The organism is Serratia sp. 22278 (genome assembly GCF_052045405.1).
In the GTDB taxonomy this organism is placed as follows: domain Bacteria; phylum Pseudomonadota; class Gammaproteobacteria; order Enterobacterales; family Enterobacteriaceae; genus Serratia; species Serratia marcescens.
This window is the reverse complement of record NZ_JBQEOW010000022.1, coordinates 1-16,245: the sequence shown is the minus strand read 5'-3', so window position 1 is coordinate 16,245 and position 16,245 is coordinate 1. Positions and strand designations below refer to the sequence as shown.

Annotated in this window: 33 protein-coding genes and 1 pseudogene; all 34 read right to left on the bottom strand. The window is 51.0% G+C overall.

Going from position 1 to position 16,245, the window contains the following annotated elements:
- Positions 1 to 12: 12 nt before the first annotated feature.
- Positions 13 to 219 carry an alternative ribosome-rescue factor A gene (locus ACTJJ6_RS23140; protein WP_033639242.1) on the bottom strand — a complete coding sequence of 69 codons (207 nt, stop codon included), beginning with the start codon at positions 217 to 219 and terminating at the stop codon, positions 13 to 15.
- Between the two features lie 75 nt (positions 220 to 294).
- On the bottom strand, positions 295 to 726 hold the full coding sequence (gene zntR / locus ACTJJ6_RS23135) for a Zn(2+)-responsive transcriptional regulator (protein ID WP_016930321.1): 432 nt from the start codon (positions 724 to 726) through the stop codon (positions 295 to 297).
- Positions 726 to 1,100, bottom strand: coding sequence for a DUF1992 domain-containing protein (locus tag ACTJJ6_RS23130; RefSeq protein WP_440804442.1), 375 nt, complete (start codon positions 1,098 to 1,100; stop codon positions 726 to 728). The genes zntR and ACTJJ6_RS23130 overlap by 1 nt, the downstream gene beginning before the upstream one ends.
- 148 nt (positions 1,101 to 1,248) lie before the next feature.
- Positions 1,249 to 1,638: a 50S ribosomal protein L17 gene (gene rplQ / locus ACTJJ6_RS23125; RefSeq protein WP_004929726.1), complete on the bottom strand. Its 390-nt coding sequence runs from the start codon at positions 1,636 to 1,638 to the stop codon at positions 1,249 to 1,251.
- Between the two features lie 40 nt (positions 1,639 to 1,678).
- Positions 1,679 to 2,668 (bottom strand): DNA-directed RNA polymerase subunit alpha, encoded by a 990-nt coding sequence (locus ACTJJ6_RS23120; protein ID WP_002919219.1) that lies wholly within the window; start codon positions 2,666 to 2,668, stop codon positions 1,679 to 1,681.
- A 25-nt stretch (positions 2,669 to 2,693) separates the two neighbouring features.
- A complete protein-coding gene (gene rpsD / locus ACTJJ6_RS23115) occupies positions 2,694 to 3,314 on the bottom strand; it encodes a 30S ribosomal protein S4 (RefSeq protein ID WP_004929729.1) in 621 nt (206 codons plus the stop codon).
- Positions 3,315 to 3,344: 30 nt separating this feature from the next.
- On the bottom strand, positions 3,345 to 3,734 hold the full coding sequence (gene rpsK, locus ACTJJ6_RS23110) for a 30S ribosomal protein S11 (protein WP_004929731.1): 390 nt from the start codon (positions 3,732 to 3,734) through the stop codon (positions 3,345 to 3,347).
- 16 nt (positions 3,735 to 3,750) lie between these two features.
- Positions 3,751 to 4,107, bottom strand: a complete 357-nt coding sequence (rpsM, locus tag ACTJJ6_RS23105) for a 30S ribosomal protein S13 (protein ID WP_004929734.1) — start codon at positions 4,105 to 4,107, stop codon at positions 3,751 to 3,753.
- 148 nt (positions 4,108 to 4,255) lie between these two features.
- Positions 4,256 to 4,372, bottom strand: coding sequence for a 50S ribosomal protein L36 (rpmJ, locus tag ACTJJ6_RS23100; protein WP_002227352.1), 117 nt, complete (start codon positions 4,370 to 4,372; stop codon positions 4,256 to 4,258).
- 33 nt (positions 4,373 to 4,405) lie between these two features.
- Positions 4,406 to 5,737, bottom strand: coding sequence for a preprotein translocase subunit SecY (gene secY / locus ACTJJ6_RS23095; protein ID WP_004929740.1), 1,332 nt, complete (start codon positions 5,735 to 5,737; stop codon positions 4,406 to 4,408).
- 7 nt (positions 5,738 to 5,744) lie between these two features.
- Complete coding sequence (gene rplO / locus ACTJJ6_RS23090) at positions 5,745 to 6,179, bottom strand: 50S ribosomal protein L15 (RefSeq protein ID WP_004929742.1); 435 nt, start codon at positions 6,177 to 6,179, stop codon at positions 5,745 to 5,747.
- Between the two features lie 3 nt (positions 6,180 to 6,182).
- Positions 6,183 to 6,362, bottom strand: coding sequence for a 50S ribosomal protein L30 (gene rpmD / locus ACTJJ6_RS23085; protein WP_048232028.1), 180 nt, complete (start codon positions 6,360 to 6,362; stop codon positions 6,183 to 6,185).
- 6 nt (positions 6,363 to 6,368) lie between these two features.
- The gene (rpsE, locus tag ACTJJ6_RS23080; protein ID WP_004929747.1) at positions 6,369 to 6,869 is read right to left on the bottom strand and encodes a 30S ribosomal protein S5; all 501 of its coding nucleotides are present in this window, start codon (positions 6,867 to 6,869) and stop codon (positions 6,369 to 6,371) included.
- A 14-nt stretch (positions 6,870 to 6,883) separates the two neighbouring features.
- Complete coding sequence (gene rplR, locus ACTJJ6_RS23075) at positions 6,884 to 7,237, bottom strand: 50S ribosomal protein L18 (RefSeq protein WP_004929748.1); 354 nt, start codon at positions 7,235 to 7,237, stop codon at positions 6,884 to 6,886.
- Positions 7,238 to 7,246: 9 nt separating this feature from the next.
- Positions 7,247 to 7,780 (bottom strand): 50S ribosomal protein L6, encoded by a 534-nt coding sequence (gene rplF / locus ACTJJ6_RS23070; RefSeq protein WP_004929751.1) that lies wholly within the window; start codon positions 7,778 to 7,780, stop codon positions 7,247 to 7,249.
- A gap of 14 nt (positions 7,781 to 7,794) precedes the next feature.
- Positions 7,795 to 8,187 carry a 30S ribosomal protein S8 gene (gene rpsH, locus ACTJJ6_RS23065; protein WP_004929753.1) on the bottom strand — a complete coding sequence of 131 codons (393 nt, stop codon included), beginning with the start codon at positions 8,185 to 8,187 and terminating at the stop codon, positions 7,795 to 7,797.
- Between the two features lie 30 nt (positions 8,188 to 8,217).
- Entirely contained in the window at positions 8,218 to 8,523 is a 306-nt protein-coding gene (rpsN, locus tag ACTJJ6_RS23060) for a 30S ribosomal protein S14 (protein WP_004929754.1), read from the bottom strand.
- A gap of 13 nt (positions 8,524 to 8,536) precedes the next feature.
- Positions 8,537 to 9,076 (bottom strand): 50S ribosomal protein L5, encoded by a 540-nt coding sequence (gene rplE, locus ACTJJ6_RS23055; protein ID WP_004929756.1) that lies wholly within the window; start codon positions 9,074 to 9,076, stop codon positions 8,537 to 8,539.
- A gap of 14 nt (positions 9,077 to 9,090) precedes the next feature.
- On the bottom strand, positions 9,091 to 9,405 hold the full coding sequence (gene rplX / locus ACTJJ6_RS23050) for a 50S ribosomal protein L24 (RefSeq protein WP_004929758.1): 315 nt from the start codon (positions 9,403 to 9,405) through the stop codon (positions 9,091 to 9,093).
- A gap of 9 nt (positions 9,406 to 9,414) precedes the next feature.
- On the bottom strand, positions 9,415 to 9,786 hold the full coding sequence (rplN, locus tag ACTJJ6_RS23045) for a 50S ribosomal protein L14 (RefSeq protein WP_000613954.1): 372 nt from the start codon (positions 9,784 to 9,786) through the stop codon (positions 9,415 to 9,417).
- 172 nt (positions 9,787 to 9,958) lie between these two features.
- Positions 9,959 to 10,213, bottom strand: coding sequence for a 30S ribosomal protein S17 (gene rpsQ / locus ACTJJ6_RS23040; protein WP_004929760.1), 255 nt, complete (start codon positions 10,211 to 10,213; stop codon positions 9,959 to 9,961).
- The gene (gene rpmC, locus ACTJJ6_RS23035; RefSeq protein WP_004929762.1) at positions 10,214 to 10,405 is read right to left on the bottom strand and encodes a 50S ribosomal protein L29; all 192 of its coding nucleotides are present in this window, start codon (positions 10,403 to 10,405) and stop codon (positions 10,214 to 10,216) included.
- Positions 10,405 to 10,815 carry a 50S ribosomal protein L16 gene (gene rplP / locus ACTJJ6_RS23030; protein ID WP_004929764.1) on the bottom strand — a complete coding sequence of 137 codons (411 nt, stop codon included), beginning with the start codon at positions 10,813 to 10,815 and terminating at the stop codon, positions 10,405 to 10,407. The genes rpmC and rplP overlap by 1 nt, the downstream gene beginning before the upstream one ends.
- A 12-nt stretch (positions 10,816 to 10,827) precedes the next feature.
- Positions 10,828 to 11,526 carry a 30S ribosomal protein S3 gene (gene rpsC, locus ACTJJ6_RS23025; RefSeq protein WP_004929766.1) on the bottom strand — a complete coding sequence of 233 codons (699 nt, stop codon included), beginning with the start codon at positions 11,524 to 11,526 and terminating at the stop codon, positions 10,828 to 10,830.
- Between the two features lie 17 nt (positions 11,527 to 11,543).
- Entirely contained in the window at positions 11,544 to 11,876 is a 333-nt protein-coding gene (rplV, locus tag ACTJJ6_RS23020; protein ID WP_002223844.1) for a 50S ribosomal protein L22, read from the bottom strand.
- Between the two features lie 14 nt (positions 11,877 to 11,890).
- Complete coding sequence (rpsS, locus tag ACTJJ6_RS23015; RefSeq protein ID WP_004929772.1) at positions 11,891 to 12,169, bottom strand: 30S ribosomal protein S19; 279 nt, start codon at positions 12,167 to 12,169, stop codon at positions 11,891 to 11,893.
- Positions 12,170 to 12,183: 14 nt separating this feature from the next.
- Complete coding sequence (gene rplB, locus ACTJJ6_RS23010) at positions 12,184 to 13,008, bottom strand: 50S ribosomal protein L2 (protein WP_004929775.1); 825 nt, start codon at positions 13,006 to 13,008, stop codon at positions 12,184 to 12,186.
- Positions 13,009 to 13,026: 18 nt separating this feature from the next.
- The gene (gene rplW / locus ACTJJ6_RS23005; protein ID WP_004929776.1) at positions 13,027 to 13,329 is read right to left on the bottom strand and encodes a 50S ribosomal protein L23; all 303 of its coding nucleotides are present in this window, start codon (positions 13,327 to 13,329) and stop codon (positions 13,027 to 13,029) included.
- Positions 13,326 to 13,931 (bottom strand): 50S ribosomal protein L4, encoded by a 606-nt coding sequence (gene rplD, locus ACTJJ6_RS23000; protein WP_004929779.1) that lies wholly within the window; start codon positions 13,929 to 13,931, stop codon positions 13,326 to 13,328. Before rplD ends, rplW begins: the two co-directional genes overlap by 4 nt.
- 10 nt (positions 13,932 to 13,941) lie before the next feature.
- Entirely contained in the window at positions 13,942 to 14,571 is a 630-nt protein-coding gene (rplC, locus tag ACTJJ6_RS22995) for a 50S ribosomal protein L3 (protein WP_015379265.1), read from the bottom strand.
- Positions 14,572 to 14,603: 32 nt separating this feature from the next.
- Positions 14,604 to 14,915: a 30S ribosomal protein S10 gene (gene rpsJ, locus ACTJJ6_RS22990; protein WP_001181005.1), complete on the bottom strand. Its 312-nt coding sequence runs from the start codon at positions 14,913 to 14,915 to the stop codon at positions 14,604 to 14,606.
- 378 nt (positions 14,916 to 15,293) lie between these two features.
- Positions 15,294 to 15,773: a bacterioferritin gene (gene bfr / locus ACTJJ6_RS22985; RefSeq protein ID WP_004929784.1), complete on the bottom strand. Its 480-nt coding sequence runs from the start codon at positions 15,771 to 15,773 to the stop codon at positions 15,294 to 15,296.
- Between the two features lie 73 nt (positions 15,774 to 15,846).
- The gene (gene bfd, locus ACTJJ6_RS22980; RefSeq protein WP_015379266.1) at positions 15,847 to 16,041 is read right to left on the bottom strand and encodes a bacterioferritin-associated ferredoxin; all 195 of its coding nucleotides are present in this window, start codon (positions 16,039 to 16,041) and stop codon (positions 15,847 to 15,849) included.
- 131 nt (positions 16,042 to 16,172) lie between these two features.
- A pseudogene (locus ACTJJ6_RS22975) lies at positions 16,173 to 16,245 on the bottom strand (EF-Tu/IF-2/RF-3 family GTPase); the annotation flags it as partial.

Genomic DNA, 16,245 nt, shown 5'->3' with positions numbered 1-16,245 from the left:
TTTTTTAATGCCTTAAAACCAGAAGGCCAGTGGTAAATTATCGCTTGATAGTTTACCACTGGCCTCCCAGTTACCGCCTTTGTTGTGTTTTTCTTTACGCCGATAGCTGCCTTTGCCTTTCACATTCTTTTCTACCCGCTGACGGAATAGCGGATCATGCAGCAGCGCCTCAATGGCGTTATCTTGAATCTGACCTTTGGTGTGACGATATTTCGTCATGATAATGCTCCTGTAAAAGGTAGGGTAATAAAACGAGCCGATAATACTGCCGGCAATATAAAAATTAAAGTGCCGTCAGCAACCTTTTTTGCCTTTATCATCGCTGGCGCCCTGTTCCAAGGCTTCCAGAATAGAACAATAGTTGCTGGTATGGGCAGTGCCGCAGCAGGCGTCGCTCAAGCGTTTCAACGATTCGCGCATGCGAGTCAGCTCCGCCAACTTACTTTCCACTTCGCTCAGGCGAGCATCGACGATCGACTTCGACTCCTGGCAGGTATGATGTTCAGGATCAACCCGGATCGACAGCAGTTCGGCGATCGTTTCCAGAGTAAAGCCCAACTGTTTGGCATAGCGAATAAAACGCAGCCGCTGCAGATCCTGCTCGGTGTAGAGTCGATAACCGCCCTCTGTGCGGACATTGTGATCCATCATGCCCTGCTTTTCATAGTAACGCACGGTATCCGGCGTCACTTCGGCAAGCTTGGCCAACTGACCTATCTTGAACATTACTTCTCCTCCCGAGTGAATTTACCGTCCAGCGCGCGCTGATATTCGCCATGCAAGAAATCGGTGCTCATCCCAGCCTGACGCAACCGATGTTCCAGCAGTGCCATGCGCTTGCTGAGATCGACATAGTGCGGATGCTCACTGTTGATCCCTTGCAGTAAGTGAGCAACGGTCAACGCCTCTTTGCGATCTTCCAGCGCCGGCGGCAGGTAACCGGAATTTTTCAGCAGACGGTAACCGGCGCGCAGCTCAGCAGGCACCGCGCTGTCATCGTCCAGCACCAGCGGTTGGCCCTGGCCGGGCAGATTGTCGAACTCGCCTTTATCCTGGGCATCAAGGATATGACGTTCCGCCCATTGGTCAAGCAACCCCATAACAGACAGTCTCAGTGAGCCTATTGAATGAGTCTTAGCATAACGGATAGGGGCAGGGATCTTAAGCACGGCGGGGGAATTGAGCACATTTGGCGGGATTTGGGCGTAAAAAAACCGGGCAAGCCCGGTTTTTTTACGCGTCTACAGATTACTCTGCAGTTGCTACTTCTGCTTGAGACTCAGCACGATCAACCAGCTCGATGTATGCCATCGGCGCGTTGTCGCCTGCGCGGAAGCCACACTTCAGAATGCGAGTGTAACCACCGGCACGGCTCGCGAAACGCGGGCCCAGCTCGTTAAACAGTTTTGCCACGATCTCGTTATCACGAGTACGGGCGAATGCCAGACGACGATTAGCTACGCTGTCGGTCTTGGCAAGAGTAATCAGCGGCTCAACAACGCGACGCAGCTCTTTTGCTTTTGGCAGGGTCGTCTTGATGATCTCATGACGAACCAAAGAGCCGGCCATGTTACGGAACATAGCCTGGCGATGGCTGCTGTTACGGTTCAGTTGACGACCACTCTTACGATGGCGCATGACCTTATCCTTCTCAGTAAAACCTTAACCTGTGATCCGGTTACTCGTCAGCAATGCTTGCCGGCGGCCAGTTTTCCAGGCGCATGCCCAGAGACAGACCACGTGAGGCCAGCACGTCTTTAATCTCGGTAAGAGATTTTTTACCCAGGTTTGGCGTTTTCAGCAACTCAACCTCGGTACGCTGTACCAGATCACCGATGTAGTGGATAGCTTCTGCCTTGAGGCAGTTAGCAGAGCGGACAGTCAATTCCAGATCGTCAACAGGGCGCAGCAAGATCGGATCGAATTCCGGTTTCTCTTCTTTAACTTCCGGCTGACGCACATCACGCAGGTCAACGAAAGCTTCAAGTTGTTCAGCCAGAATGGTGGCCGCACGGCGGATCGCCTCTTCAGGATCGATCGTGCCATTGGTCTCCATTTCGATGACCAGCTTATCCAAGTCAGTACGCTGTTCTACACGCGCAGCTTCAACATTGTAGGCGATACGCTCTACAGGGCTGTAGCAGGCGTCAACCAACAGACGACCGATTGGGCGCTCATCTTCTTCCGAATGAATTCGGGCAGAAGCCGGCACATAACCGCGACCGCGCTGAACTTTGATACGCATGCTGATAGCCGCGTTCTCATCAGTCAGGTGGCAAATCACGTGCTGAGGCTTGACGATTTCGACATCACCATCATGGGTGATGTCGGCAGCGGTCACAGGGCCAATGCCAGATTTATTCAGGGTAAGAATAACTTCGTCTTTGCCTTGAACTCTCACCGCCAGCCCTTTCAGGTTGAGCAGGATCTCCAGGATATCTTCCTGTACGCCTTCTTTGGTGCTGTACTCATGCAGTACACCATCAATCTCAACCTCGGTCACCGCGCAACCCGGCATAGATGAAAGCAGAATACGGCGCAGTGCGTTGCCAAGAGTATGGCCAAAGCCACGCTCTAAAGGCTCAAGGGTCACCTTGGCGTGCGTCGAACTGACTTGCTCGATATCTACCAGGCGCGGTTTTAGAAACTCTGTCACAGAACCCTGCATTGTGTCCTCTCTTTGGTACTAAGCTTTACTTGGAGTAAAGCTCGACGATCAGGTGTTCGTTAATGTCCGCAGACAGATCGGTACGTTCAGGCATACGCTTGAACACGCCTTCCATCTTAGCAGCATCAACTTCCAGCCAAGTCGGCTTTTCACGCTGCTCAGCCAGCTCCAGAGAAGCTTTAACACGAGACTGCTTTTTAGCTTTCTCGCGGATGCTGACTACGTCATTCGGAGATACCTGATAAGAAGCGATGTTAACAACGCGACCGTTTACCATAACTGCTTTGTGGCTAACCAGCTGACGTGACTCTGCACGAGTAGCGCCGAAGCCCATACGGTAAACAACGTTGTCCAGACGACCTTCCAGCAGCTGCAACAGGTTTTCACCGGTGTTGCCCTTCAGGCGGGTTGCTTCTTTGTAATAGTTGCGGAATTGACGCTCCAGAATGCCGTACATACGACGAACTTTCTGCTTCTCACGCAACTGAACACCGTAATCAGACAGACGCGGTTTACGCGCACCGTGCTGACCAGGTGCTTGTTCAATTTTACACTTGGAATCGATCGCGCGAACGCCAGACTTAAGGAACAGGTCTGTGCCCTCACGACGGCTCAGCTTGAGCTTAGGACCCAAATATCTTGCCATTTTCTTTCTCCAACAATCCTAAAAGCTGCGTTACACGCGGCGCTTTTTCGGCGGACGACAACCGTTATGAGGGATCGGAGTCACATCAGTAATGTTAGTGATGCGGAAACCAGCCGCGTTCAGAGCGCGGATAGTAGACTCACGACCAGGACCAGGTCCTTTAACCATAACTTCCAGGTTCTTGATACCGTATTCTTTCACTGCGTCAGCACAACGTTCTGCTGCAACCTGTGCTGCGAACGGAGTGGACTTACGAGAACCACGGAAACCGGAACCACCGGCTGTTGCCCAACCCAAAGCATTACCCTGACGATCAGTGATGGTAACGATGGTGTTGTTGAAAGAAGCATGGATATGAGCCACGCCGTCAGAGACTTGCTTTCTTACACGCTTACGTGTACGAACAGGTGCCTTTGCCATTATTCAATAACCCCGATTATTTCTTGATCGGCTTGCGCGGACCCTTACGGGTACGAGCGTTGGTCTTGGTGCGCTGACCGCGTACCGGCAGACCACGACGATGACGCAAACCACGATAGCAACCAAGGTCCATAAGACGCTTGATGCTCAGGGTAATTTCACGACGCAAATCACCCTCAACGGTGTATTTGGCAACTGCATCACGAAGCTTTTCGATTTGCTCTTCAGACAGCTCACTGATCTTAACATTTTCAGCAATACCCGTGGATGCACAGATAGCCTGTGAACGGGTTTTACCGATACCGAAGATCGACGTTAAGGCGATAACGGTATGTTTATGATCAGGAATGTTAATGCCTGCTATACGGGCCACTATGCACTCCTACTATTTTATACAGCAACACCATTCTGAAAAGCCCGTTTTCAGGATACTCAAATAATGTTGCAGTGCGACATACAAAAGATTGGCTGGCTAATCTAGCCAGCTCAACCCAACTTTGCAAGAAAAATATGCGAGATAATCAGCCTTGACGCTGTTTATGCTTCGGCTCGGCGCTGCAAATCACACGAACGACACCGTTACGCTTAACGATTTTGCAGTTACGACATAATTTCTTGACGGAAGCACGAACTTTCATTTTTACTCTCCGTAACTTCTCAAACGAATCTGACTAGCGGTTATAGCCTTTCAGATTTGCTTTCTTCAATGCAGACTCGTACTGACTTGACATCATCAGAGTTTGCACTTGAGCCATAAAGTCCATGATGACGACAACCACGATCAGTAGCGAGGTACCACCAAAGTAGAATGGTACTTTCATTGCATCACGCATGAACTCCGGGATCAGGCAGATGAAAGTAATGTACATCGCGCCCACCAGGGTTAAACGCGTCATTACTTTATCGATATACTTCGCCGTTTGCTCTCCCGGACGAATTCCTGGTACGAAGGCACCGGACTTCTTCAGGTTATCTGCTGTCTCACGCGGGTTGAAGACCAACGCCGTGTAGAAGAAACAGAAGAAGATGATTGCAGACGCATAGAGTAACACATAAAGCGGTTGCCCTGGCTGCAAATACAGCGAAATCGTAGTCAGCCAGTTCCAACCGGTACCGCCCCCAAACCATGATGCAATCGTGGCCGGGAACAGAATAATGCTGGAAGCGAAAATCGCCGGGATAACACCCGCCATGTTCACTTTCAACGGTAAGTGTGTACTCTGTGCTGCATAAACACGACGACCTTGTTGACGCTTCGCATAGTTAACGACGATACGACGTTGACCACGCTCGATGAAAACAACGAAGAAGGTTACTGCAAACACCAATACTGCAACCAACAGCAGCAGGAGGAAGTGCAGGTCGCCTTGCCGCGCTTGCTCGATAGTATGGGCCACTGCCGGCGGGAGCCCCGCTACAATACCCGCGAAGATAATGATCGAGATACCGTTGCCGATACCGCGCTCAGTAATCTGCTCACCCAACCACATCAGGAACATTGTCCCGGTTACCAGGCTCACAACCGCAGTAAAGTAGAATGCAAAGCCTGGGTTTAACACCAGGCCCTGCATACCAGGCATATTCGGCAGACCGGTAGCAATACCGATCGACTGGAATATGGCCAATACCAGCGTACCGTAGCGGGTGTACTGGCTAATCTTGCGACGGCCAGCCTCCCCTTCTTTCTTGATTTCCGCCAACGCTGGATGAACCACCGTCAGCAGCTGGATAATGATCGACGCCGAGATATACGGCATGATCCCCAGAGCAAAGATAGAAGCACGGCTGAGGGCACCACCAGAGAACATGTTAAACATTTCAATGATAGTGCCTCTCTGCTGCTCAAGCAATTTGGCAAGCACAGTGGCATCGATACCAGGAATCGGAATGAAAGAGCCGATGCGGAAGACAATCAGCGCGCCGATGACAAACAAAAGTCTGCGCTTCAGCTCGCCGAGCCCGCCTTTAGCACTTTGAAAATCTAATCCTGGTTGCTTAGCCATCTGCTACTTATTCCTCAATTTTACCGCCAGCAGCCTCGATAGCAGCACGAGCGCCTTTGGTGACACGCAGACCACGCAGGGTTACCGGACGAGCGACTTCGCCAGAAAGTACAACTTTCGCGAATTCGATCTGGACACCAACTACGTTAGCGGCTTTCAGCGCGTTCAGGTCGATAACATCGCCTTCAACCAGAGCCAGTTCAGACAGACGAACTTCTGCCGTGATCATCGCTTTGCGTGAAGTGAAGCCGAATTTCGGCAGACGACGGTACAGAGGCATCTGACCACCTTCGAAACCACGACGTACGCCACCGCCAGAACGAGACTTCTGACCTTTGTGACCACGGCCGCCGGTTTTACCCAGGCCAGAACCAATACCACGACCTACACGCTTAGGCGCATGCTTGGCACCTTCAGCCGGAGACAGAGTATTTAAACGCATCTGTTACTCCTCAACTTTAACCATGTAGGAAACCAGGTTGACCATACCGCGAACAGCAGGAGTATCCTCGCGCTCTACGGTGTGACCAATACGACGCAGACCCAGACCGAGCAGAGTAGCTTTATGCTTCGGCAGACGGCCAATTGAGCTGCGAGTTTGTGTAACTTTAATAGTCTTAGCCATGGTCAATTACCCCAGAATGTCGGCAACGGATTTACCACGCTTAGCAGCGACCATTTCAGGAGACTTCATATTCGCCAGAGCGTCGATAGTTGCACGAACCACGTTGATCGGGTTGGTGGAACCATAAGCTTTAGCCAATACGTTGTGCACCCCAGCAACTTCGAGAACGGCGCGCATTGCACCGCCCGCGATGATACCGGTACCTTCATGAGCAGGCTGCATGAACACGCGAGAACCCGTGTGAGCGCCCTTAACAGGGTGCTGCAGGGTGCCGCTGTTCAGCGCGACGTTCATCATGTTGCGACGGGCTTTTTCCATCGCTTTCTGGATCGCTGCTGGAACTTCGCGTGCTTTGCCGTAGCCAAAACCAACGCGACCGTTACCATCACCAACTACAGTCAGTGCGGTAAAGCTGAAAATACGGCCACCTTTTACGGTTTTAGATACGCGGTTTACCGCGATCAGCTTTTCCTGCAGTTCGCCAGCTTGTTTTTCGATGTGAGCCATCTTAAACCTCTTCCTTAGAACTGAAGGCCAGCTTCACGGGCAGCATCTGCCAGTGCCTGGACTCGACCATGATATTGGAAACCGGAACGGTCAAAGGATACTTTCGCAATCCCTTTTTCCAACGCGCGCTCAGCCAGAGCTTTACCTACGGCTGCTGCTGCGTCTTTGTTACCGGAATACTTCAGTTGCTCCGCGATAGCTTTTTCTAAAGTAGAAGCGGCTACCAGTACTTCAGAACCGTTTGGAGCAATCACCTGTGCGTAAATGTGACGCGGGGTACGATGTACCACCAGGCGGGTTGCACCCAGCTCTTGGAGCTTGCGGCGTGCGCGGGTCGCACGACGGATACGAGCAGATTTCTTATCCATAGTGTTACCTTACTTCTTCTTAGCCTCTTTGGTACGCACGACTTCGTCGGCGTAACGAACACCCTTGCCTTTGTAAGGCTCAGGACGACGGTAAGCGCGCAGATCTGCTGCTACCTGGCCAATTACCTGCTTATCAGCGCCTTTCAGCACGATTTCAGTTTGGCTTGGGCATTCAGCAGTGATACCTGCCGGCAGCTGGTGATCGATAGGGTGAGAGAAGCCCAGGGCCAAATTCACCACGTTGCCTTTAACGGCAGCACGATAACCAACACCTACCAGTTGAAGCTTCTTGGTGAAGCCTTCGGTAACACCAACAACCATTGCGTTCAGCAGAGCGCGCGTGGTACCCGCTTGGGCCCATGCGTTAGCAAAACCTTCGCGCGGAGCGAAAGTCAGTGCGTTAGCTTCTTGCTTCACTTCAACGGCGTCGTGGATAGTACGAGTCAACTCGCCGTTTTTACCCTTAATCGAAATAACCTGACCGTTGAGTTTTACCTCTACGCCGGCAGGAATGACGACGGGTGCTTTTGCAACACGAGACATTCTTTCCTCCCGAATTAAGCTACGTAGCAGATAATCTCGCCACCCAGACCAGCCTGGCGAGCTGCACGATCGGTCATAACACCTTTAGAGGTAGAAACAACAGCGATACCCAAACCGGCCATAACTTTTGGCAGCTCATCTTTTTTCTTGTAGATGCGCAGACCTGGACGGCTGATACGTTGAATGCTTTCTACCACAGCTTTGCCCTGGAAGTACTTCAGTACCAGTTCCAGAACAGGCTTGGCGTCGCCTTCGATTTTGAAATCTTCAATAAAACCTTCTTCCTTCAGCACGTTGGCAATTGCCACTTTCAGCTTGGAGGAAGGCATGGTGACCGCAACTTTGTTCGCGGCTTGACCGTTACGGATACGGGTCAGCATATCCGCGATCGGATCTTGCATGCTCATCTGTCTTTACTCCCGTGATTCAATTGGTAATTACCAGCTAGCCTTTTTCAAGCCTGGTACTTCACCGCGCATAGCGGCTTCACGAAGCTTAATACGGCTCAACCCGAATTTGCCCACATAACCATGTGGACGGCCAGTTTGGCGGCAGCGTTTACGCTGACGAGACGGGCTGGAATCACGCGGCAGAGTTTGCAGCTTGAGAACGGCATTCCAACGATCTTCATCGGATGCGTTCACATCAGAGATAATAGCTTTCAGTTCAGCGCGTTTTGCAAAGAACTTGTCAGCTAATTTCACGCGCTTGACTTCGCGTGCTTTCATTGATTGCTTAGCCATCAGTAACCCTGCCTTACTTGCGGAACGGGAAGTTAAAAGCAGCCAGCAGCGCGCGGCCTTCATCATCAGATTTCGCAGTAGTGGTAATGGTAATATCCAAACCACGAACGCGATCGACTTTGTCGTAGTCGATTTCTGGGAAGATGATTTGCTCACGCACGCCCATGCTGTAGTTGCCACGGCCATCGAATGACTTGGCGGACAGGCCACGGAAGTCACGGATACGTGGAACAGCAATGGAGATCAGACGCTCAAAGAACTCCCACATGCGTTCGCCACGCAGAGTTACTTTACAGCCGATCGGATAGCCCTGACGGATTTTGAAGCCTGCAACGGATTTGCGGGCTTTGGTGATCAACGGTTTTTGACCGGAGATAGCTGCCAGGTCCGCTGCTGCGTTATCCAGCAGTTTCTTGTCAGCAATCGCTTCACCAACACCCATGTTCAGGGTGATCTTCTCGACCCGAGGGACTTGCATGACAGAGTTGTAATCAAACTGAGACATCAGTTGTTTGACTACCTCGTCTTTGTAGTAATCATGCAGTTTCGCCATCGTATTACTCCAAATTACTTGATAGTTTCGCTGTTAGACTTGAAGAAACGGACTTTTTTGCCGTCTTCGAATCTAAAGCCTACACGGTCAGCCTTGCCGGTAGCCGCGTTGAAGATAGCAATGTTAGAAACCTGAATTGCAGCTTCTTTCTCAACAATGCCGCCTGGTTGGTTCAGAGCCGGAACCGGCTTCTGGTGTTTCTTAACCAGGTTGATGCCTTCAACAATGACCTTGCCAGCAGACAGGACATTTTTTACTTTACCGCGCTTACCTTTGTCTTTCCCGGTAATCACGATAACTTCGTCATCACGACGGATCTTCGCTGCCATGTTCGCTCCTTAGAGTACTTCTGGTGCCAGAGAGATAATTTTCATGAACTTCTCATTACGCAGTTCACGAGTTACCGGCCCAAAAATACGCGTACCGATTGGCTGCTCGCTGTTATTGTTCAAAATAACGCATGCATTGCCATCGAAGCGAATGACAGAACCGTCCGGGCGACGTACACCCTTCTTGGTGCGCACCACTACCGCCTTCAGAACATCGCCTTTCTTCACCTTACCGCGAGGAATTGCTTCCTTGATGGTAATTTTGATGATGTCGCCGACGCCTGCGTAGCGACGGTGCGAGCCACCTAGAACCTTGATACACATTACGCGACGTGCACCGGAGTTGTCGGCGACGTTCAGCATAGTCTGTTCTTGGATCATTTTAGTGCTCCGCTAATGTCAACTACTACTTTAAAGACCCAAGTAAAAATTAGGCCGTTGAAAAGCCCCATAACCGAGGGCGCAGCATTATAACACCGCTTACTTGGTATGGGTAGAAAAAATAAACGGCTCATTTTCTGAGCCGTTTATTAAGTGAGAGCCAGCTACTCTATTACAGAATCGCTTTCTCTACAACGCGAACCAACGTCCAGGACTTGGTCTTGGACAGTGGGCGGCATTCGCGGATTTCCACCACGTCGCCGGTACCACATTCGTTGTTCTCGTCATGTACGTGCAGCTTGGTCGTACGTTTGATGAATTTCCCGTAGATCGGGTGCTTCACAGTACGCTCGATAGCAACAACGATGGATTTCTCCATTTTATCGCTAACAACACGACCCTGCAGGGTACGGATAACTTCAGTCATTTACACACCCGCCTTTTGAGTCAGTAAAGTCTTAACGCGTGCGACGTCACGACGCACTTGTTTCAACAGGTGAGTTTGTTGCAGCTGGCCACTGGCCGCCTGCATGCGCAAGTTGAATTGCTCACGCAGCAGGTTGAGCAGCTCGGCATTCAGCTCTTCAACGCTTTTTTCACGCAGCTCTTGTGCTTTCATTACATCACCGTCTTAGTTACAAAGGTGGTTTTGATCGGCAGTTTCGCTGCTGCCAGTTTGAATGCCTCGCGGGCAACCTCTTCTGGCACGCCGTCCATTTCGTACAGGACCTTACCAGGCTGGATCAGGGCAACCCAATACTCCACGTTACCCTTACCTTTACCCATACGCACTTCCAGCGGCTTCTCGGTGATCGGTTTGTCCGGGAATACACGGATCCAGATCTTGCCTTGACGCTTAACTGCACGAGTCATTGCACGACGAGCTGCTTCGATTTGACGAGCAGTCAGACGGCCACGGCCAACAGCTTTCAGACCGAAAGTGCCGAAGCTAACATCCGTACCTTGCGCCAGACCACGGTTGCGGCCCTTGTGCACCTTACGGAATTTTGTACGCTTTGGTTGTAACATCAGCGACTCTCCTTACTTGCGGCCTTTACGCTGCTGCTTTTTAGGTTGAGCAGCCGGTTCCGGTTGTTCAACTGCAGCCATACCACCCAGGATCTCACCTTTGAAGATCCATACCTTAACGCCGATTACACCATAAGTGGTGTGCGCTTCAGATGTGTTGTAGTCGATGTCCGCACGCAGAGTGTGCAATGGAACACGACCTTCGCGGTACCATTCGGTACGTGCGATTTCGGCGCCGCCAAGACGGCCGCTTACTTCAACTTTGATACCTTTAGCGCCAAGACGCATTGCGTTCTGTACTGCACGCTTCATAGCACGACGGAACATAACGCGACGTTCCAGCTGAGAAGTGATGCTGTCAGCAACCAATTTAGCGTCGAGTTCCGGTTTACGGACTTCGGCGATGTTGATCTGTGCAGGAACGCCAGCGATGTCCGCTACGACCTTGCGCAGTTTTTCGACGTCTTCACCTTTCTTGCCGATAACGATGCCTGGGCGAGCAGTGTGAATGGTCACACGGATGCTCTTCGCAGGACGCTCGATAACGATGCGAGAAACGGAAGCTTTCGACAGTTCCTTAGTCAGGAATTGACGAACTTTAAAGTCGCTGTCCAGGTTGTCAGCGAATTCTTTGGTATTCGCATACCAAGTAGAGTTCCAAGGTTTGACAATACCCAGGCGAATACCATTAGGATGTACTTTCTGACCCATTGCTAGTCTCCAGAGTCTCAGCGATCGGACACAACCACAGTAATGTGGCTGGTGCGCTTCAGGATGCGATCTGCACGACCTTTTGCACGCGGCATAATGCGCTTCATGCTTGGGCCTTCGTCTACGAAGATTTTCGTAACTTTCAGATCATCGATGTCAGCGCCATCGTTGTGTTCTGCGTTAGCAATGGCAGACTCCAGCACTTTCTTAACCAGACCAGCAGCTTTCTTGTTGGTGTAGGTCAGAGTTTCCAGAGCTTGCGACACTTTCTTACCGCGAATCAGGTCAGCAACAAGGCGAACCTTCTGAGCAGAAGAACGAGCGTGGCGATGTTTAGCGATAGTTTCCATCTCTTCCTCCTACCTTAGCGCTTTTTAGCTTTTTTATCAGCCGCATGGCCGCGATAAGTACGAGTCGGCGCGAATTCACCCAGTTTGTGACCGACCATTTCATCGGAAACGAACACTGGTACGTGCTGACGACCATTATGGACAGCGATGGTCAAACCGATCATGTTAGGAAAGATCGTTGAACGACGGGACCAAGTGCGCAAAGGCTTCTTGTCACCGCTTTCCACCGCTTTCTCTACCTTCTTCAGCAAGTGCAGGTCAATAAAAGGACCTTTCTTGAGAGAACGTGGCATGGCTTATCCTCTAATTATTTTTTGCTACGGCGACGTACGATGAACTTATCAGTACGCTTGTTGCTACGGGTCTTCTTACCTTTGGTCTGAACGCCCCACGGAGTTACCGGGTGCTTACCAAAGTTACGACCTTCACCACCACCGTGCGGGTGATCTACCGGGTTCATCGCCGTACCGCGAACGGTAGGACGAACACCACGCCAACGTGCAGCACCTGCTTTACCCAGAACGCGAAGCATGTGTTCAGCGTTACCGACTTCACCCAGGGTGGCGCGGCAATCAGCTGGAACTTTACGCATTTCGCCGGAGCGCAGACGCAGAGTTACGTAGGAACCATCACGAGCAACGATCTGAACGTAGGCACCAGCGGAGCGAGCCATCTGGCCGCCTTTACCTGGTTTCATTTCTACGTTGTGAACCGTTGAACCAACTGGAATGTTGCGCATCGGCAGGGTGTTACCCGCTTTGATTGCAGCATCAACGCCAGATTGAATCTGGTCACCAGCTTTCAGGCCTTTCGGCGCCAGGATGTAACGGCGTTCGCCGTCTTTGTACAGAACCAGCGCGATGTTCGCGGAACGGTTCGGATCGTACTCCAGACGCTCAACCACAGCAGGGATACCGTCTTTGTTGCGCTTGAAGTCAACCAGACGATAATGTTGCTTGTGGCCACCACCGATATGACGGGTGGTGATACGGCCATTGTTGTTACGACCACCGCTTTTGCTCAGTTTTTCCAGCAGCGGGGCATAAGGTTTACCCTTGTGCAGCTCAGGGTTAACCACTTTAACAACGTGGCGACGACCCGGAGATGTAGGTTTACATTTAACAATTGCCATTGTTCTTACTCCTCCGACTTACTCTGCGCCGCCGATGAAGTCCAGATTCTGGCCTTCTTTCAGGGTGACGTAAGCTTTTTTCCAGTCGCTACGACGACCAACACGCTGACCGTGACGCTTCACTTTCCCTTTAACTACCAGGGTGTTCACGTCTTTGACTTCGACTTCAAACAGTTTCTGCACTGCAGCTTTGATTTCTGCTTTGGTCGCGTCTTTGGCAACTTTGAGAACGATGGTGTTGCTTTTTTCCATCGCAGCGGATGCTTTTTCAGATACGTGCGGTGCACGCAGCACTTTCAGCAAACGTTCTTCACGGATCATGCCAGCATCTCCTCAACTTGCTTCACAGCATCAGCAGTCATAACCACTTTGTCGAAGGCGATCAGGCTAACCGGATCGATACCTGCTACATCGCGCACGTCAACCTTGTACAGGTTGCGAGCTGCCAGGAACAGATTCTCATCCAGTTCACCGGTCACGATCAGCACGTCTTCCAGAGCCATATCTTTCAGTTTCTGTGCCAGCAGCTTAGTTTTAGGCGCTTCTACAGAGAACTTCTCGACAACGATCAGACGATCTTGACGTACCAGTTCGGACAGGATGCTTTTCAGCGCGCCGCGGTACATCTTTTTGTTTACTTTCTGACTGTGGTCCTGTGGCTTAGCAGCAAAGGTCACGCCGCCTGAACGCCAGATCGGGCTCTTTACAGAACCTGAACGCGCACGGCCGGTGCCTTTCTGACGCCATGGCTTTTTGCCGGAACCAGTTACTTCAGCACGGGTCTTCTGAGCACGAGTACCTTGACGGGCACCTGCTGCATAAGCAACAACAACCTGGTGTACCAGCGCTTCGTTGAAATCACGACCGAAGGTAGTTTCGGAAACAGTCAGCGCGCTTTGCGCGTCTTTCAATACTAATTCCATTGCTATCCCCTTACGCCTTCACAGCTGGTTTAACGATCAGGTTGCCACCGGTTGCGCCCGGTACAGCACCCTTAACCAGCAGCAGGTTGCGCTCAGCGTCAACACGTACTACGTCCAGGCTTTGAACGGTTACGCGCTCATCACCCAGGTGGCCAGCCATTTTCTTGCCTTTGAACACTTTGCCCGGAGTCTGGTTCTGACCGATAGAACCCGGAACGCGGTGAGACAAGGAGTTACCGTGGGTAGCGTCTTGGGTACGGAAGTTCCAGCGCTTAACAGTGCCAGCAAAACCTTTACCTTTAGAAGTACCGGTAACATCGACTTTTTTAACGTCAGCGAAGATTTCTACGCTAATTTCCTGACCTGCAGCGAATTCTTGACCTTCTTCCAGGCGGAATTCCCACAGACCACGGCCAGCTTCAACGCCAGCTTTAGCGAAATGGCCCGCTTCCGGCTTGGTTACACGGTTAGCTTTTTTGCTACCAGTGGTAACCTGAACGGCACGGTAACCGTCGGTGTCCAGGCTTTTAACCTGAGTCACGCGGTTCGCTTCAATTTCAATTACGGTTACTGGGATAGAAACGCCATCTTCAGTGAAGATACGGGTCATACCCACTTTTTTACCGACTAAACCAATCATTGTTTCAACCTCTCAATCGCTCAATGACCTGATTAACCCAGGCTGATCTGCACGTCTACACCGGCAGCCAGATCCAGACGCATCAGAGCATCAACGGTTTTCTCGGTTGGCTCAACGATGTCAACCAGACGCTTGTGAGTGCGAATCTCGTACTGATCGCGCGCGTCTTTGTTGACGTGCGGAGAGATCAGAACGGTAAAGCGCTCTTTGCGAGTTGGCAGCGGGATCGGACCACGGACTTGCGCACCAGTGCGCTTTGCAGTCTCGACGATTTCCGCGGTTGATTGATCGATCAGACGATGATCAAACGCTTTCAGGCGGATACGGATTCTTTGGTTCTGCATGAGACCAGAGCTCCAATTATTTATAAACGTAAATAATTACTCCTCACACCCATTTCGATTGATGGGGGAGTGTAATCGTCAACATATAACCCCCATATCGGGAGTATTGTTCGAAAGGCAAAAAAGGCCTGCCAATCGACTGATTCGCTAAAATCAGGCTTACCAAGATTAGGTAAGCCCGCGCATTATACGCAAAATGGCCCAGGAAGCAAGCCGCAGTTGGAAATATGCTCAGGAAATCGTCATTTTTGCGCTTTCAGCGACGGTCACGGGATGAAGGCGGCGATCAAGGTATGAATTATGCTTGGCGGGCAGCTCCCCTGCCCCACCGTAAAAACGGTCACCGGCAGGAGAGGCGATGACGAACGGAAGGCAGGCTTACTCTTTGCGCTCTAAAATCTGGGCCTGGGCATAGTTTTGAATGCCGAGGCGAGCGATCAGATCCAGCTCGGTTTCCAGCCAGTCGATATGCTCTTCTTCATCGGCCAGAATGTCGATCATCAAATCACGGCTGACATAATCGTGGATCGAGTCGGCGTAGGCGATACCTTCGCGCAGGTTCTTGGCACCCGCCAATTCCAGCGCCAGATCGGAACGCAGCATCTCTTCAATGTCTTCGCCGATGTTCAGCTTGCCGAGGTCTTGCAGATTAGGTATTCCTTCCAGGAACAGGATGCGTTCAATGTAGCGATCGGCATGTTTCATTTCGTCGATCGACTCGTGGTATTCCTTATCGTTGAGGCGCATTAAACCCCAATTCTTGAACATGCGGGCGTGCAGGAAATATTGATTGATGGCAACCAGCTCGTTGCCGAGCAGTTTGTTGAGGTGAGCAATGATCTTTTTATCGCCTTTCATAGGTAACTCCTCCTGGCCAGTTCTAAAAGTGTAGAACCTGTAAGCCAAGAGTCAAAAATAACCTTACCCTTTGTTAGGCAACTTCATGCATTGGGATGATAGTTCCGCGTTCCTCCACCATAATCTGTCTTGCCTGACGAATGCACTTTCCACAATCGGTACCAATCGGCACAAGTTCACGCAGTTGCTTCATGGTATGGGGGTTGTGCTGACGCACCGCATTACGGATCGCTTTGTCAGTCACCGCATTACACAGACATACATACATAAAGAGACTCACTTCTTAACCAATGCATTGAGTCTAAATAGGAATGGTTTTTATTTCAATTAAGATTTGTACGAATTGCATAAAAAAAGGGCACCTAAGTGCCCTTTTTTGTGTCGAAAAATTATTCGCGATTAAGCGATAACTTTAGCAACAACACCAGCGCCTACAGTACGGCCGCCTTCACGGATTGCGAAACGCAGACCG

Excerpts from the sequence above, each read along its gene's own strand:
- rplB (WP_004929775.1), bottom strand. The coding sequence starts at position 13,008 with ATGGCAATTGTTAAATGTAAACCTACATCTCCGGGTCGTCGCCACGTT.
- rpmC (WP_004929762.1), bottom strand. The coding sequence starts at position 10,405 with ATGAAAGCACAAGAGCTGCGTGAAAAAAGCGTTGAAGAGCTGAATGCC.
- rpsQ (WP_004929760.1), bottom strand. The coding sequence starts at position 10,213 with ATGACTGAAGTTATCCGTACCCTGCAGGGTCGTGTTGTTAGCGATAAA.
- rpsS (WP_004929772.1), bottom strand. The coding sequence starts at position 12,169 with ATGCCACGTTCTCTCAAGAAAGGTCCTTTTATTGACCTGCACTTGCTG.
- zntR (WP_016930321.1), bottom strand. The coding sequence starts at position 726 with ATGTTCAAGATAGGTCAGTTGGCCAAGCTTGCCGAAGTGACGCCGGAT.
- rplR (WP_004929748.1), bottom strand. The coding sequence starts at position 7,237 with ATGGATAAGAAATCTGCTCGTATCCGTCGTGCGACCCGCGCACGCCGC.
- ACTJJ6_RS23130 (WP_440804442.1), bottom strand. The coding sequence starts at position 1,100 with ATGGGGTTGCTTGACCAATGGGCGGAACGTCATATCCTTGATGCCCAG.
- bfr (WP_004929784.1), bottom strand. The coding sequence starts at position 15,773 with ATGAAAGGCGATAAAAAGATCATTGCTCACCTCAACAAACTGCTCGGC.
- rplF (WP_004929751.1), bottom strand. The coding sequence starts at position 7,780 with ATGTCTCGTGTTGCAAAAGCACCCGTCGTCATTCCTGCCGGCGTAGAG.
- rplX (WP_004929758.1), bottom strand. The coding sequence starts at position 9,405 with ATGGCAGCGAAGATCCGTCGTGATGACGAAGTTATCGTGATTACCGGG.
- rpmJ (WP_002227352.1), bottom strand. The coding sequence starts at position 4,372 with ATGAAAGTTCGTGCTTCCGTCAAGAAATTATGTCGTAACTGCAAAATC.
- rplO (WP_004929742.1), bottom strand. The coding sequence starts at position 6,179 with ATGCGTTTAAATACTCTGTCTCCGGCTGAAGGTGCCAAGCATGCGCCT.
- rplD (WP_004929779.1), bottom strand. The coding sequence starts at position 13,931 with ATGGAATTAGTATTGAAAGACGCGCAAAGCGCGCTGACTGTTTCCGAA.
- ACTJJ6_RS23140 (WP_033639242.1), bottom strand. The coding sequence starts at position 219 with ATGACGAAATATCGTCACACCAAAGGTCAGATTCAAGATAACGCCATT.
- rplE (WP_004929756.1), bottom strand. The coding sequence starts at position 9,076 with ATGGCGAAACTGCATGATTACTACAAAGACGAGGTAGTCAAACAACTG.
- rpsD (WP_004929729.1), bottom strand. The coding sequence starts at position 3,314 with ATGGCAAGATATTTGGGTCCTAAGCTCAAGCTGAGCCGTCGTGAGGGC.
- rplP (WP_004929764.1), bottom strand. The coding sequence starts at position 10,815 with ATGTTACAACCAAAGCGTACAAAATTCCGTAAGGTGCACAAGGGCCGC.
- rpsK (WP_004929731.1), bottom strand. The coding sequence starts at position 3,734 with ATGGCAAAGGCACCTGTTCGTACACGTAAGCGTGTAAGAAAGCAAGTC.
- bfd (WP_015379266.1), bottom strand. The coding sequence starts at position 16,041 with ATGTATGTATGTCTGTGTAATGCGGTGACTGACAAAGCGATCCGTAAT.
- rpsH (WP_004929753.1), bottom strand. The coding sequence starts at position 8,187 with ATGAGCATGCAAGATCCGATCGCGGATATGCTGACCCGTATCCGTAAC.
- rplQ (WP_004929726.1), bottom strand. The coding sequence starts at position 1,638 with ATGCGCCATCGTAAGAGTGGTCGTCAACTGAACCGTAACAGCAGCCAT.
- rplW (WP_004929776.1), bottom strand. The coding sequence starts at position 13,329 with ATGATCCGTGAAGAACGTTTGCTGAAAGTGCTGCGTGCACCGCACGTA.
- rplV (WP_002223844.1), bottom strand. The coding sequence starts at position 11,876 with ATGGAAACTATCGCTAAACATCGCCACGCTCGTTCTTCTGCTCAGAAG.
- rpsN (WP_004929754.1), bottom strand. The coding sequence starts at position 8,523 with ATGGCTAAGCAATCAATGAAAGCACGCGAAGTCAAGCGCGTGAAATTA.
- rpsE (WP_004929747.1), bottom strand. The coding sequence starts at position 6,869 with ATGGCTCACATCGAAAAACAAGCTGGCGAACTGCAGGAAAAGCTGATC.
- secY (WP_004929740.1), bottom strand. The coding sequence starts at position 5,737 with ATGGCTAAGCAACCAGGATTAGATTTTCAAAGTGCTAAAGGCGGGCTC.
- rplC (WP_015379265.1), bottom strand. The coding sequence starts at position 14,571 with ATGATTGGTTTAGTCGGTAAAAAAGTGGGTATGACCCGTATCTTCACT.
- ACTJJ6_RS23120 (WP_002919219.1), bottom strand. The coding sequence starts at position 2,668 with ATGCAGGGTTCTGTGACAGAGTTTCTAAAACCGCGCCTGGTAGATATC.
- rplN (WP_000613954.1), bottom strand. The coding sequence starts at position 9,786 with ATGATCCAAGAACAGACTATGCTGAACGTCGCCGACAACTCCGGTGCA.
- rpmD (WP_048232028.1), bottom strand. The coding sequence starts at position 6,362 with ATGGCTAAGACTATTAAAGTTACACAAACTCGCAGCTCAATTGGCCGT.
- rpsJ (WP_001181005.1), bottom strand. The coding sequence starts at position 14,915 with ATGCAGAACCAAAGAATCCGTATCCGCCTGAAAGCGTTTGATCATCGT.
- rpsC (WP_004929766.1), bottom strand. The coding sequence starts at position 11,526 with ATGGGTCAGAAAGTACATCCTAATGGTATTCGCCTGGGTATTGTCAAA.